Annotated in this window: 14 protein-coding genes; 3 read left to right on the top strand and 11 right to left on the bottom strand. The window is 58.4% G+C overall.

Features of this window, described 5'->3' with window-relative positions; all coding sequences use genetic code 11:
- Window positions 1-91: 91 nt before the first annotated feature.
- A complete protein-coding gene (locus QRN10_RS04230; protein ID WP_285427896.1) occupies window positions 92-1,537 on the bottom strand; it encodes an aldehyde dehydrogenase family protein in 1,446 nt (481 codons plus the stop codon).
- Between the two features lie 54 nt (window positions 1,538-1,591).
- Window positions 1,592-2,503, bottom strand: coding sequence for a 5-dehydro-4-deoxyglucarate dehydratase (gene kdgD / locus QRN10_RS04225; protein WP_253510464.1), 912 nt, complete (start codon window positions 2,501-2,503; stop codon window positions 1,592-1,594).
- Window positions 2,504-2,737: 234 nt separating this feature from the next.
- Here kdgD and QRN10_RS04220 point away from each other — a divergent pair, with 234 nt between their 5' ends.
- On the top strand, window positions 2,738-3,892 hold the full coding sequence (locus QRN10_RS04220; protein WP_181080608.1) for a phospholipase: 1,155 nt from the start codon (window positions 2,738-2,740) through the stop codon (window positions 3,890-3,892).
- Window positions 3,893-4,029: 137 nt separating this feature from the next.
- Window positions 4,030-4,668, top strand: coding sequence for a hypothetical protein (locus QRN10_RS04215; RefSeq protein ID WP_181080607.1), 639 nt, complete (start codon window positions 4,030-4,032; stop codon window positions 4,666-4,668).
- On the opposite strand, the gene QRN10_RS04210 is transcribed toward QRN10_RS04215, so the two are convergent.
- From QRN10_RS04210 to rplM, 8 genes are all read right to left on the bottom strand, one after another.
- Window positions 4,669-5,415 (bottom strand): FadR/GntR family transcriptional regulator, encoded by a 747-nt coding sequence (locus tag QRN10_RS04210; RefSeq protein ID WP_181080606.1) that lies wholly within the window; start codon window positions 5,413-5,415, stop codon window positions 4,669-4,671. It abuts the gene before it with no gap.
- Between the two features lie 159 nt (window positions 5,416-5,574).
- Window positions 5,575-5,994: a ClpXP protease specificity-enhancing factor gene (locus QRN10_RS04205; protein WP_181080605.1), complete on the bottom strand. Its 420-nt coding sequence runs from the start codon at window positions 5,992-5,994 to the stop codon at window positions 5,575-5,577.
- 17 nt (window positions 5,995-6,011) lie between these two features.
- Window positions 6,012-6,629: a glutathione S-transferase N-terminal domain-containing protein gene (locus QRN10_RS04200; RefSeq protein WP_032886246.1), complete on the bottom strand. Its 618-nt coding sequence runs from the start codon at window positions 6,627-6,629 to the stop codon at window positions 6,012-6,014.
- A gap of 145 nt (window positions 6,630-6,774) precedes the next feature.
- Window positions 6,775-7,557, bottom strand: a complete 783-nt coding sequence (locus tag QRN10_RS04195; RefSeq protein WP_181080604.1) for a cytochrome c1 — start codon at window positions 7,555-7,557, stop codon at window positions 6,775-6,777.
- A complete protein-coding gene (locus QRN10_RS04190; RefSeq protein ID WP_034095878.1) occupies window positions 7,557-8,768 on the bottom strand; it encodes a cytochrome b in 1,212 nt (403 codons plus the stop codon). The genes QRN10_RS04195 and QRN10_RS04190 overlap by 1 nt, the downstream gene beginning before the upstream one ends.
- Window positions 8,768-9,361 (bottom strand): ubiquinol-cytochrome c reductase iron-sulfur subunit, encoded by a 594-nt coding sequence (petA, locus tag QRN10_RS04185; protein WP_034095877.1) that lies wholly within the window; start codon window positions 9,359-9,361, stop codon window positions 8,768-8,770. Before petA ends, QRN10_RS04190 begins: the two co-directional genes overlap by 1 nt.
- 266 nt (window positions 9,362-9,627) lie before the next feature.
- On the bottom strand, window positions 9,628-10,020 hold the full coding sequence (gene rpsI, locus QRN10_RS04180; RefSeq protein ID WP_002555064.1) for a 30S ribosomal protein S9: 393 nt from the start codon (window positions 10,018-10,020) through the stop codon (window positions 9,628-9,630).
- Window positions 10,021-10,034: 14 nt separating this feature from the next.
- Window positions 10,035-10,463 (bottom strand): 50S ribosomal protein L13, encoded by a 429-nt coding sequence (rplM, locus tag QRN10_RS04175; protein ID WP_003171742.1) that lies wholly within the window; start codon window positions 10,461-10,463, stop codon window positions 10,035-10,037.
- Window positions 10,464-10,712: 249 nt separating this feature from the next.
- Here rplM and QRN10_RS04170 point away from each other — a divergent pair, with 249 nt between their 5' ends.
- Window positions 10,713-11,753 (top strand): NADP(H)-dependent aldo-keto reductase, encoded by a 1,041-nt coding sequence (locus tag QRN10_RS04170; RefSeq protein WP_181080603.1) that lies wholly within the window; start codon window positions 10,713-10,715, stop codon window positions 11,751-11,753.
- Between the two features lie 120 nt (window positions 11,754-11,873).
- On the opposite strand, the gene QRN10_RS04165 is transcribed toward QRN10_RS04170, so the two are convergent.
- Window positions 11,874-13,010, bottom strand: coding sequence for an acyl-CoA dehydrogenase family protein (locus QRN10_RS04165; RefSeq protein ID WP_285427895.1), 1,137 nt, complete (start codon window positions 13,008-13,010; stop codon window positions 11,874-11,876).
- Window positions 13,011-13,047: the final 37 nt, after the last annotated feature.

The following is a 13,047-nucleotide window of genomic DNA, read 5'->3' as shown; positions in this document are numbered from 1 at the left end:
TACTCCCACTAATTATTTTTTTTGCGGGTAATGGTTTTCTGTTTTTGTCGTGGGGTCCGGCACGCATCCGGCCCCCACTGGGTGTTGCGTATTACGAACCGATGTAGCTGGTTTTCACCACGGTGTAGAACTCTTGCGCATAGCGACCCTGCTCACGCGAACCATAGGATGAGCCCTTACGGCCACCGAACGGCACGTGGTAATCCACGCCGGCGGTCGGCAGGTTGACCATCACCATCCCGGCCTGGGAGTGACGCTTGAAGTGGTTGGCATACTTGAGCGACGTGGTGGCGATACCGGCCGACAAGCCGAACTCGGTGTCGTTGGCCATGGCCAGCGCCGCCTCGTAGTCGGCTACGCGCACCACGTTGGCCACCGGGCCGAAGATTTCTTCGCGGCTGATGCGCATGGACGCTTCGCTGTCGGCAAACAACGTCGGCGCCAGGAAGTAGCCCTCGGTGTCGCACGTCACCAGGGCGCCACCGCTGACCAGCCGCGCGCCTTCGCTCTGGCCGATATCGATGTACTTCATGTCCTGGTCCAGTTGGGCCTGGGACACGACGGGGCCGATATCGGTGCCGCTCTTGAGGGCGTGGCCGACCTTGATCGACTTCATGCGCTCGGCCATGGCCGCGACAAACTGGTCGTGGATGCCGGCGGTCACGATCAAACGGCTGGACGCCGTGCAACGCTGGCCCGTGGAATAGAACGCGCTCTGCACCGCCAGCTCCACCGCTTGCTTGAGGTCGGCGTCGTCGAGAATGATCTGCGGGTTCTTGCCGCCCATTTCCAGCTGCACTTTGGCCTGGCGCGACACACAGCTGACCGCGATCTGGCGACCCACACCGACGGAACCGGTGAAGCTGATACCGTCGACTTTCGGGCTGTTGACCAGCACATCACCGACCACACGGCCGCTGCCCATCACCAGGTTGAACACACCGTCCGGGAAACCGGCGCGAGAGATGATTTCCGCCAATGCCCAGGCACAACCCGGCACCAGCTCGGCGGGCTTGATCACCACGCAATTGCCGTAGGCCAGGGCCGGCGCGATTTTCCACGCAGGAATGGCAATCGGGAAGTTCCACGGCGTAATCAGGCCAACCACACCGAGGGCTTCGCGGGTGACTTCGACGTTGACGCCCGGACGCACCGACGGCACGTAGTCGCCTGACAAGCGCAGGCATTCGCCAGCGAAAAACTTGAAGATATTACCGGCGCGGGTCACTTCACCGATGGCTTCGGGCAAGGTCTTGCCTTCTTCACGGGCCAGCAACGTGCCGAGCTCTTCACGGCGAGCGAGGATTTCGCTGCCGACTTTATCCAGTGCATCGTGACGTGCCTGGATACCCGAGGTGGACCAGGCCGGGAACGCGGCGCGGGCGGCGTCGATAGCAGCGTTGACTTGAGCGACATCAGCCTTGGCGTATTCGCCGATGACATCGGACAACTCCGACGGGTTGATGTTGGTGCAGTAGTCAGCACCGGCCACCCACTGACCATTGATGTAGTGTTCAAAACGCTTGGATTGGGACACGAATCTTCTCCTGACGCAAAAGGCCGCTGATTGCTCAGCGGCCTTGTAAATGTCTTATTGCGGGCCTTGCTTATCGATCAGCGCGGCCAGGGCTTCGTATTCTTCCGGCAACAGATCGGTCAGCGGCGTGCGCACCGGGCCTGCGTCGTAACCGGCGATTTTTGCACCGGCCTTGACGATGCTCACGGCATAACCGGCTTTGCGGTTACGAATGTCCAGGTAAGGCAGGAAGAAGTTGTCGATGATCTTGCCGACGGTGGCGTGATCATCCCTGGCAATCGCGTGGTAGAAGTCCATCGCGGTTTTCGGGATGAAGTTGAACACCGCCGAGGAGTACACCGGCACGCCCAGGGCCTTGTAGGCCGCGGCGTAGACTTCTGCAGTCGGCAGGCCGCCAAGGTAGCTGAAACGATCACCGAGGCGGCGACGGATCGACACCATCAGCTCGATGTCGCCCAGACCGTCCTTGTAGCCAATGAGGTTCGGGCAGCGCTCAGCCAGGCGTTCCAGCAGCGGCGCCGTCAGGCGGCAGACGTTGCGGTTATAGACCACCACGCCGATCTTGACCGATTTGCACACTGCTTCAACGTGGGCGGCAACCCCGTCCTGGCTGGCTTCGGTGAGGTAGTGCGGCAGCAGCAGCAGGCCTTTGGCGCCCAGACGTTCGGCTTCCTGCGCATATTCGATAGCCTGGCGCGTCGAACCGCCGACACCCGCGAGGATCGGCACGCTGGTGGCGCAGGTATCAACGGCAGTCTTGATCACTTGAGAATATTCGCTGGCGGCCAGGGAGAAAAACTCACCGGTGCCGCCTGCGGCGAACAAGGCTGTAGCGCCGTAAGGGGCCAGCCATTCCAGGCGCTTGATGTAACCCGCCTGGTGGAAATCGCCCTGGGCGTTGAAATCGGTCACGGGGAAAGACAGCAGACCGTGAGAGAGGATGGACTTCAGTTCTTGTGGATTCATTATTCGAACACCCTGGGTAAAGACTTTCTGTCGAAAGATTGTTGTTGGTTTTGATGATGTCGTACGTCATCGTACAACTATAAAAGTATTCGTCAACTGCAATTCATCGACCGTGGCGTTGCGCCATGTTTATACGAGGCTTCTTGACGTAGGACATTTATCCTCTAAGCTCGCAATTGCTGTATATTCATACAGCATAAAGGGAAGATTCCTACGACATAGCAAGGAGCTAACATGTCCGGTTCTACACTCGCGGCACCCGAAAAAAAATCACCCCTGCTGCGCTTCGAAGGTGGGGAACACACCGCCATCGGCGATGACACACTGTTGCGCTTCGCCAAAGACGCGGCGGCAATTCCCGCACGCCAAGTCCTGCTGCACCTGCCCAACGGGCTCGCCCTGACCTACGGCCAAGTGATCGCCCTGGGTGGCGATTTCTATGGCATCCCCGGCCATCCCATCAGCGATGGCGCCTCCCCCGCCGAACGGGTGCAACGATTTACGGCCGCCTTCAATTCCCTGGCAGTGCTGCCGGCCTCACGGGAAGAAGCCGGCAAGATCCTCGCGGTGATGCAAAAGGAGATCAACGCGGTCAACCAGGCGATCAAGGACGGCAAACAGCCCCATGACGCGTATGACGCCCTGGGGGATAGCTTGTCCGAGGAATGGAACCGCATCACCGGTGGCGGCAGCGCGGTGTCGGCGCTGATTCCGCTGGGTCGCTACCTCAAGCTGGCGGCGGACAATGCCGACCATTTCGGCGAATGGGCACTGTCGGCCTACCTCGCCGGGCATACCGCAGCGCTGCAACAAGCCGTGGTGGCCCATCAAACCGGCACCGATCAGGCGCTGGAACTGGCCTACGCCATGAACAGTTTTGCCGATCACTTTTTGACCGATCTGTTTTCCGCCGGCCACCTGCGCGTCCCGCGCAAGCAACTGGCCGCCGTGGTCACACCTGGCGATCTCGGTTCGCTGATCAGCCGTTTCATGCATGACGAAGACAGTAAATTCGGACTCAAGGTGCGCAACGCCATGGGCGACGAATGGCACGCCTACGGGGACAAACGCTACTTCGATGACATCGACGCGGCCAATCGGGTCCAGGTCAAACGCGCGGTGCAAGCCTCGGCGGACGAGATCTTCGAGACGTTTATCAGCGGCACCGCGCCCTCCCCGGCCACTTTCAAGGCGCCGCTGTACGTGCCGGACCTGAACGCCGCGCAGAACCCGGCGAACAACTTTTCACCGTTGTTCAAGATGGAAGGCGACAAGGTGGCGAGGCGCAAGGACGTGAATGACCTGAACGACAAGCATTGGACGAATGACTGGTGGGGATGGAGTACGTATTTGTTGCTCAAGGACTACACGCCGAATGCTCCGGCTTGAAGAATGCCGTTTGTCGAAACTGTGATTTTTAACAGTTACGTGGGATCAAGACGAGGGGGATAACACGCCTCAAGGGCAGTGCAAGCAGCTCTTGAGGCAAATTTTTACAACCACCCCGATACCAAGGAGAACCCAACATGACTCTAGCCCCTCCTATCCTCAAGCCACAAGCCGACAAAGGTAGAATCAGGCTGGCAGAGCTTCCAGAGGCATTGAGCCTGAGCATCACTGATAAGTTAGCGCTTAATTCGCAGGTTTACGCGTTCATCCTGACCGACCCAATACAAGACCCTGAATTTCCAACGTGGTCCGGTTATGACATGCGTCGGCTCAACACCAGTGAATGGCGCGTTTCGCCCGATGATCCGGAAGATGGGGACTTCTTCCCTCTCAGCGATCTTAAAGTAACCATTCCCAAGGAGACACTCGCGAACTACCTTGGCAAAACCATTCACGTGGGTTACTCGACCCGAGGTGAATCCGGCGTAGAGAGCTCATCGACTATTCCACTGACTATCACATCGCGCAGGACCGGAATGCGCACGATATGTCACATCAACTCCATGACTAAGCTGCCGGGCAATGTCGACAATCCCCAGTATTTTGAGCTCGAAGCAGCCGCGAATGTCGGAGATTTCATTTATTTCAGCCTGGCAAACCTATGGGTTCTCGTCAAAGGCAGGTATTTTTTCATGGGAGAGGACATCGACGACCAGACGCTGATACTAGAGACCTTGGTCACCGAGCCCCCCACTGATATTCGGCCACCGGCGTGATCAGACAGCCCTTTCAGCCTCTTCATGAGCATGGCGCAGCCGCTCGCGACTGTTGGTCAGGTGCAAACGCATGGCCGCTCGTGCCGCGTCCGAATCCTGGCGGGCAATCGCCTCGTAGATTTCTTCGTGTTCGCGGCTCAGGCGGTCCATGTAGTGTTGCTGATCATCATGGGCCAGGCGCGCGGAGTTCAGGCGGGTACGCGGAATGATGCTGGTGCCCAGGTGGGTCATGATATCGGTGAAGTAGCGGTTGCCGGTGGACAAGGCAATTTCCAGGTGAAAAGCAAAGTCCGATGCAACCGCATCGCCCGCGTGCGCGGCGCTCTCGTTCAGCGCATCGAGTGCCGCGCGCATGGCCGCCAGTTGCTCATCGTTGCGACGTAACGCGGCGAGGCCGGCGGATTCCACTTCCAGGCTGATACGCAACTCCAGAATGGCCAGTACATCGCGCAACGTCACCACGGTGGCAGGATCAATGCGAAAACCACTGGGGCTGGGCGTATCGAGTACAAAGGTGCCGATGCCATGGCGCGTCTCGACCTGCCCTGCCGCCTGCAGGCGCGAGATGGCTTCGCGCACCACCGTGCGACTGACCCCATGGGCTTCCATGATGGCCGACTCGGTAGGCAGTTTATCGCCACGCTTGAGTTGGCCATCGCGGATTTGCTCGGACAACACCGTGACCAATTCCTGGGCAAGGCTGCGGCGCTTGCGGGGAAGACGAGGGGCGGTGTTGGCATTTTCCATGATGGATCATCTTTCTCGGCGAACTTGAGCACGCATCATAGCCCATGGCGGTTGTACGATCACCGTCCAGTCACGACTTTCATCCCTATCCAGCGCGCAAAAAAATGCCCCGACACAGATCGAGGCATTTTCTTCAGACACGTCCCGGGACGTAACGGCTTACTTGACCACCTTCAGGCTTGGCCGGCCGCTGGGACGCGGTGGCTCGGTACCCGGCGGTGGCAGATCATCACCGTCTTCACTGTCGATCGTTTCGTCATCCTCGAAAGGCGACTCCAGATCGAACACCATGCCTTGCCCATTCTCACGGGCATAGATCCCGAGAATGGCGCCAATCGGCACATAGAGCGTGTGCGGCACACCACCGAAACGCCCTTCGAAACTAACGGCTTCGTTGTCCATATGCAGATGACGCACCGCACTGGGCGACACGTTCAGCACAATCTGTCCGTCACTGGCAAAACCCTGCGGTACCTGAACCGCAGGAAATTCGGAATTGACCAGCATGTGCGGGGTGCAATCGTTGTCCACAATCCACTCATAGAGCGCGCGGACCAGGTAGGGTCGACTGGAGTTCATCAGCGGCTCCTTAAGCCTTAGCGCATATCGCGTTCGACACCAGACAGACTCGCCTGGAAAGCCTCACGCGCAAACTGGCGCTCCATGTAATCAAGCAACGGCTTGGCCGGCCGTGGCAGTTCAATGCCCAGAATCGGCAAGCGCCAGAGTATGGGTAATAGGCAGCAATCGACCAGGCTTTGTTCCTCGCTGAGGAAAAAAGGCTTGTCGGCGAACAGTGGCGAAACGCCGGTCAGGCTTTCGCGCAATTCCTTGCGCGCCACAACACGGGCCGCCTCTTTGCTGCGCGAATCCAGGATCACATCCACCAGCCCGCACCAGTCACGTTGGATCCGATGGATCAGCAGGCGGCTGTTGGCACGCGCCACCGGGTACACCGGCAACAAAGGCGGATGAGGGTAACGCTCATCCAGATATTCCATCACCACGGTTGACTCCCACAACGCCAGGTCACGATCGACCAGGGTGGGCAAGCTGCCGTAAGGGTTCACTTCGATCAGTTTCGGTGGATGGCGTCCTGCCTCCACACTGATGATCTCGGCGCTGACACCCTTCTCTGCGAGCACGATGCGTACTCGGTGGGAATAGTGGTCGGCGGGGTCGGAGTAACAGGCCAACCGATTGGTCACGCCCATGGCGGTCCTCCTCGCTTGTTGAAATTATCGAAAGCTCAAAAACGAGCGCGCCCAGAGAGCCTCTCTGCAGGACCTGATGACAGATCGCTACGGTTCAGAGAGGCCGCTGGGCGCGCAAGATTAACAGTAATTGCTTACGGTTGGATCAATGCACATCCTTCCAGTATTCGCGTTTGAGCAGATAGGCGAATACAAAGAAGAAAGCCAGGTACAACAATACATAGGTACCGATGCGCTGATGCTGCAGTTTAACCGGGTTGGCCGAGTAAGCCAGGAAGGTCACGAGGTTCTTGACCTTCTCGTCAAACTGCTCCTCGTTAAGCGCGCCGGTCTTCGGCACGATGGTCAGTTGATCGCAGGCCTCATGGGTCAGAGGCGTTCCGGTCAACGGATCATATTGCTTCTTGCCGTTCTCAACGACCTGAACCTGCTTGCATCCTACCACTTGGCGACCCTGCAGGCCGACCAGAACGTTAGGCATGCCCACGTTCGGGAAGACTTTGTTGTTCACACCCCAGGGGCGCGTCGGATCTTCGTAGAATGATTTGAGGTAGCCGTAGAGCCAATCGGTACCGCGCACACGAGCGACCAGTGTCAGGTCGGGCGGTGCGGCGCCGAACCAGGCCTTGGCATCGGCGGGTTTCATCCCGATATTCATGTGGTCGCCGATCTTGGCCCCTGTGAACACCAATTTCTCCAGCATCATCTCGTGAGGGATGCCCAGGTCATCGGCGACTCGCTCATAGCGCTGGAACTTGGCGCTGTGGCAGCCCATGCAGTAGTTGGCGAACGTCCGCGCACCGTCCTGCATGGCGGCTTTGTCGGACACGTCAATGTCGACCTTTTCCAGTTCCGGGCCGCCATGTTCGGCAGCGAAGGACAGCAGCGGCAGTGCCGCAAGCATTAATGCAACGAATAATTTTTTCATCAGCCAGTCACCCTTTCCGGAACCGGTTTGGTCTTCTCGAGCCGGGTATAGAACGGCATCAGAATGAAGTAGGCGAAGTACAGGAAGGTGCAGACCTGCGACAGCAACGTCCGTTCAGGCGTTGGCGCCAGCACACCCAGGACACCCAGGATCACGAAGGCGATACAGAACACCCACAGCCAGATCTTGCTCAGCCAACCCTTGTAGCGCATGGACTTGACCGGGCTTCGGTCGAGCCACGGCAGCACGAACAGCACCGCGATGGCCGCACCCATGGCGATTACGCCCATGAGTTTGTCGGGGATCGCCCGCAGGATCGCGTAGAACGGCGTGAAGTACCAGACAGGCGCGATATGCTCAGGTGTCTTGAAGGCGTTCGCCTGTTCGAAGTTAGGCTTCTCCAGGAAATAACCGCCCATCTCCGGGAAAAAGAACACGATCGAGCAGAATACGAACAGGAACACGACCACGCCGACAATGTCTTTGACGGTGTAGTAAGGGTGGAACGGAATGCCATCCAGCGGGATGCCGTTCTCGTCCTTGTGCTTCTTGATATCCACGCCATCGGGGTTGTTGGACCCCACTTCGTGCAGCGCCAGGATGTGCAGCACCACCAGGCCCAGGATCACAATCGGGAGGGCCACTACGTGCAAGGCGAAGAAGCGGTTCAGGGTGATGCCGGAGATCAGGTAGTCACCGCGGATCCACTGGGTCAGGTCGTTGCCGATCACAGGGATCGCGCCAAACAGCGAGATGATCACCTGAGCGCCCCAGTACGACATCTGACCCCATGGCAGCAGGTATCCCATGAAGGCTTCGGCCATCAGCGCCAGGTAAATCAGCATGCCGAAGACCCATACCAGCTCGCGGGGCTTCTGGTAGGAACCGTAGAGCAGGCCACGGAACATGTGCAGGTAGACCACGATGAAAAACGCCGAAGCGCCGGTGGAGTGCAGCAGACGCAGGATCGAGCCGTACTCGACGTCGCGCATGATGTATTCGACCGAGGCAAACGCCTCTTCCGCCGACGGGTTATAGCTCATCGTCAACCACACGCCGGTGACGATCTGGTTGACCAGCACCAGCAGTGCCAGGGACCCGAAGAAGTAGAAGAAATTGAAGTTTTTTGGGGCGTAGTATTTGCTGAGATGGTCTTCCCACATTTTAGTGGCGGGGAAACGCGCATCCACCCAATCCATGAACTTGCTCATCACGCGTTCTCCTTATCGAGGCCAATGACAATAAGGTCGTCAGTTTCGTAGGTGTGCGGTGGCACGGGCAGGTTCAATGGAGCAGGCTGAGACTTGTAGACACGACCGGCAAGGTCATAGTGAGAACCGTGGCACGGGCAGAAATACCCGCCGACCCAGTCCTTGCCCAGATCGACAGGGGCTACTTCCGGGCGGAAAGTAGGTGAGCAACCCAAATGGGTACACAGTCCGACCAGCAGCAGAATCTCTGGCTTGATCGAACGGGCTTCGTTTTTGGCGTAGGCGGGTTGGTCGGATTTCTCGGATTTCGGGTCAGACAGCTGGCCTTCGATCTTTTTCAGATTTCCCAGGATTTCCTCGGTACGACGAACAATGAATACCGGCTGGCCGCGCCATTCAGCAATCATCTGCTGGCCTGGCTCGATCTTGCTAACATTCACTTTCACCGGTGCACCTGCGGCTTTCGCCTTGGCACTGGGAAACCATGACCCCACGAACGGGACCGCAGCCCCCACCGCTCCTGCAGCACCCACCACGGATGTGGCTGCTACCAAGAAGCGACGCCGGCCTGCATTCACGCCGTCATTGCTCATTCAGTCCTCTCCCATCAGCTTTTTGGCCTGTTAAATCAGGCGTCTACTAAGTATTAAATCTGAACTTATAAAAATTTTGCCGAATGGTAATGAAAAGCCCCACCTCTGACAAGGGAATTACCCGGAGCTCCGGCTCCAGGCCTTGTAGTATAGGGGGTCTACGGATGTGGCAAGTTGTCACGGCGATTTTTATGCACAAATCGCGGGCAATAAAAAACGCCCAGCTCCGTAAGGAGGCTGGGCGTTCTTGTGGAACGTAAAGCGAATTAACGCTTCGAGTACTGCGGACGCTTACGCGCTTTACGCAGACCGACTTTCTTACGTTCTACTTCACGGGCATCACGAGTCACGAAGCCAGCTTTGCGCAGAGCGCCACGCAGGGTTTCGTCGTACTGCATCAGAGCGCGAGTGATACCGTGGCGGATTGCGCCAGCTTGACCACTTACACCGCCACCGATAACGGTGACGTAGATGTCGAACTTTTCAACGGTCTCGGTCAGTTCCAGCGGCTGACGAACTACCATGCGGGCAGTTTCGCGGCCGAAGAAATTGTCCAGGGAGCGGTTGTTGATCGAGATGTTACCAGTGCCCGGACGCAGGAAAACGCGTGCGGTTGCGGTTTTGCGACGGCCAGTGCCGTAATTTTGAGTCGCCGACATAATGAACTATTCCGTTAAAACTTCAGTTCTTGGGGCTGCTGAGCAGCATGAGGGTGGACAGCGCCCGCATAGACTTTCAGCTTGCGAAACATATCGCGACCCAGTGGGCCCTTCGGCAGCATGCCTTTGACCGCGATTTCGATCGGGGCTTCAGGCTTCTTGGAAATCAGGCCTTCAAAGTTGGAAGACTTGATACCGCCTGGGAAACCGGAGTGACGGTAGTACATTTTGTCTTGCGCTTTGTTGCCGGTAACACGTACCTGCTCAGCGTTGATGATCACGATGTAGTCACCGGTGTCAACGTGAGGGGTGTACTCAGGCTTGTGCTTGCCACGCAGACGGCTGGCGACTTCAGTGGCCAGACGACCCAGGGTCTGACCAGCGGCGTCGACGACAAACCAGTCGCGCTGAACTGTTTCCGGTTTTGCAGTAAAAGTTGTCATTCTTTAATAGCCTCAGGGGCCGCCCTGTAAATTAGACGGCGGATCTTACTGAATAGTGCGTACTTTGACAAGTCAAAGGCAGCCGGATACAGACGCTATCGGGGGCTCGGGTCAGCGCGTCCGTTCAACGGCAAGATTCTTCGGCAGGCGGCGCATCACTTCCACTGCAGAAAGAGGTGGGCAATTATGCAGATTGCGAAAAAAAATTCAACCTGCTTTTATGATTGTTTTCCCCGACAGGAGTACCCGATGGATTATCGACAGCTGGGCCGTACGGATCTGAACGTGAGCGCGATAGCCTTGGGCACCATGACCTGGGGCGAGCAGAACAGCGAGGCAGAGGCCTTCGCGCAGATTGAGCGAGCCAAGGCCGCGGGGATCAACTTCCTCGACACCGCGGAAATGTACCCGGTGCCGCCCAAGGCCGATACCTATGCCACCACCGAACGCTACATCGGTCGTTACTTCAAGAGCCGTGGCGACCGCGCCGACTGGATCCTGGCCAGCAAGATCGCCGGCCCCGGCAACACCATCGACTACATCCGCGACGGCCACCTGCGCCATAACCGCAAACACATCGTCGACGCACTGGACGCCAGCCTCAAACGCCTGCAGACCGACTGGATCGACCTGTACCAGTTGCACTGGCCGGAGCGCAGCACCAACTTCTTCGGCCAATTGAGCTACAAGCACAAGGACGAAGACGACCTCACGCCGCTTGAGGAAACCCTCGAAGCGCTGGACGAACAGGTCAAGGCCGGCAAGATCCGTCACATCGGTCTGTCCAATGAAACCCCCTGGGGCACCATGAAATTCCTGGCCCTGGCCGAAGCCCGGGGCTGGACGCGCGCGGTGTCGATCCAGAACCCGTACAACCTGCTCAACCGCAGCTTTGAAGTGGGCCTGGCGGAAGTCGCGATTCGCGAACAATGCGGCCTGCTGGCCTACTCGCCCCTGGCGTTCGGCATGCTCAGCGGCAAATATGAAAACGGTGCTCGCCCGGCTAAGGCGCGCCTGACCGAATACAGCCGTTTCAGCCGCTACTTCAACCCGCAGTCGGAGGCGGCGTGCAGCCGTTATGTGGCACTGGCGCGCGAGCATGGCCTGGACCCGGCGCAGATGGCATTGGCATTTGTGACCCAGCAACCGTTCGTGACCAGCAACATTATTGGCGCAACGTCGCTGGAGCAACTGGACAGCAACATCGCCAGTGCAGATCTGAAGCTGTCGAAGGAAGTACTGGAAGGGATTGAGGCGATTCAGAAGGATCATCCGAATCCGGCGCCTTGATCGATCTGTAGACCGCTATCGGGGGCAAGTCGAATCGTCGCACCGCCCCTCCCACACTTGGAATGCATTCCAATGTGGGAGGGGGCTTGCCCCCGATGACGCATTCAAGACCAGCAAAAATCAAAGCGACCGCGCAATGATCTCCTTCATGATCTCGTTGGTCCCCGCATAAATCCGCTGCACCCGCGCATCCGCCCAGGCGCGGGCAATCGGGTACTCCCACATGAACCCGTAGCCGCCGTGCAACTGCACGCACTCGTCGAGCACCTTGCATTGCAGGTCCGTGGCCCAGTACTTGGCCATCGCTGCCGTAGGCACATCCAGCTTGCCTTCCAGGTGTAACGCCATGCACTGGTCGACGAATACACGGCCGATCTGAATCTCCGTAGCCATTTCGGCCAGTTTGAAACGGGTGTTCTGGAAGTCGGCGATCGCCTTGCCGAATGCCTTGCGCTCACGGGTGTATTGCAGGGTCCACGCCAACGCCGCCTCGGCGGACGACAACGCGCCAATCGCCACGGTCAGGCGCTCCTGGGGCAATTCCTGCATCAAGTAGGCGAAGCCCATGCCGGCCTGGCCCAACAGGTTTTCCTTGGGCACCCGCAGATCCTGGAAAAACAGCTCCGAGGTGTCCTGGGCCTTCATGCCCACCTTCTCCAGGCGCTTGCCCTTGGCGAAGCCCGGCGTATCGGCCTCTACCAGAAACAGGCTGGTGCCCTTGGCGCCGGCCTTGGGGTCGGTCTTGGCCACCACGATCACCAGGTCGGCGAGATAGCCGTTGGTAATAAACGTCTTGGAGCCGTTAATCACATACTCATCGCCATCAAGCACGGCGCTGGTCTTGACCCCTTGCAGGTCGGACCCGGCGCCGGGTTCGGTCATCGCAATGGCGGTGACCATCTCGCCGCTGATCAATTTGGGCAGGTATTTATGCTTCAGCGCCTCACTGCCGTAATGCAGGATGTACGGCGCAACAATGTCCGAATGCAGGGAAAACCCGATCCCGGTCAGGCCCAGCCGGCCGATCTCCTCGATCACCACGGCACTGTAGAGAAAGTCAGCGTCGAGGCCGCCGTAGGCTTGCGGCAGATGAGAGCACAGCAAGCCCGCCTCCCCCGCCTTTCTCCACAGGCTGCGGTCGATATAGCCCTGCTTTTCCCATTGGCCATGGAAAGGCACGGCGTCTTTTTCGAGAAAAGTGCGCACGCTCTCGCGAAACAGTTCGTGGTCTGGACTGAACAAGGTTCTCGGGATCATGGGGCACCTGTGTGGATTGTCGGACAAGAACGAACCC

The organism is Pseudomonas sp. lyk4-R2A-8 (assembly GCF_030209095.1).
GTDB lineage: Bacteria > Pseudomonadota > Gammaproteobacteria > Pseudomonadales > Pseudomonadaceae > Aquipseudomonas > Aquipseudomonas quebecensis.
This window is presented reverse-complemented; position numbering and strand designations above follow the sequence as displayed.

What these genes read in the sequence shown, in the direction of transcription:
- kdgD (WP_253510464.1), bottom strand. Translation starts at nt 2,503, where the DNA reads ATGAATCCACAAGAACTGAAGTCCATCCTCTCTCACGGTCTGCTGTCT.
- QRN10_RS04220 (WP_181080608.1), top strand. Translation starts at nt 2,738, where the DNA reads ATGTCCGGTTCTACACTCGCGGCACCCGAAAAAAAATCACCCCTGCTG.
- QRN10_RS04215 (WP_181080607.1), top strand. Translation starts at nt 4,030, where the DNA reads ATGACTCTAGCCCCTCCTATCCTCAAGCCACAAGCCGACAAAGGTAGA.
- QRN10_RS04210 (WP_181080606.1), bottom strand. Translation starts at nt 5,415, where the DNA reads ATGGAAAATGCCAACACCGCCCCTCGTCTTCCCCGCAAGCGCCGCAGC.
- QRN10_RS04205 (WP_181080605.1), bottom strand. Translation starts at nt 5,994, where the DNA reads ATGAACTCCAGTCGACCCTACCTGGTCCGCGCGCTCTATGAGTGGATT.
- QRN10_RS04200 (WP_032886246.1), bottom strand. Translation starts at nt 6,629, where the DNA reads ATGGGCGTGACCAATCGGTTGGCCTGTTACTCCGACCCCGCCGACCAC.
- QRN10_RS04195 (WP_181080604.1), bottom strand. Translation starts at nt 7,557, where the DNA reads ATGAAAAAATTATTCGTTGCATTAATGCTTGCGGCACTGCCGCTGCTG.
- QRN10_RS04190 (WP_034095878.1), bottom strand. Translation starts at nt 8,768, where the DNA reads ATGAGCAAGTTCATGGATTGGGTGGATGCGCGTTTCCCCGCCACTAAA.
- petA (WP_034095877.1), bottom strand. Translation starts at nt 9,361, where the DNA reads ATGAGCAATGACGGCGTGAATGCAGGCCGGCGTCGCTTCTTGGTAGCA.
- rpsI (WP_002555064.1), bottom strand. Translation starts at nt 10,020, where the DNA reads ATGTCGGCGACTCAAAATTACGGCACTGGCCGTCGCAAAACCGCAACC.
- rplM (WP_003171742.1), bottom strand. Translation starts at nt 10,463, where the DNA reads ATGACAACTTTTACTGCAAAACCGGAAACAGTTCAGCGCGACTGGTTT.
- QRN10_RS04170 (WP_181080603.1), top strand. Translation starts at nt 10,713, where the DNA reads ATGGATTATCGACAGCTGGGCCGTACGGATCTGAACGTGAGCGCGATA.
- QRN10_RS04165 (WP_285427895.1), bottom strand. Translation starts at nt 13,010, where the DNA reads ATGATCCCGAGAACCTTGTTCAGTCCAGACCACGAACTGTTTCGCGAG.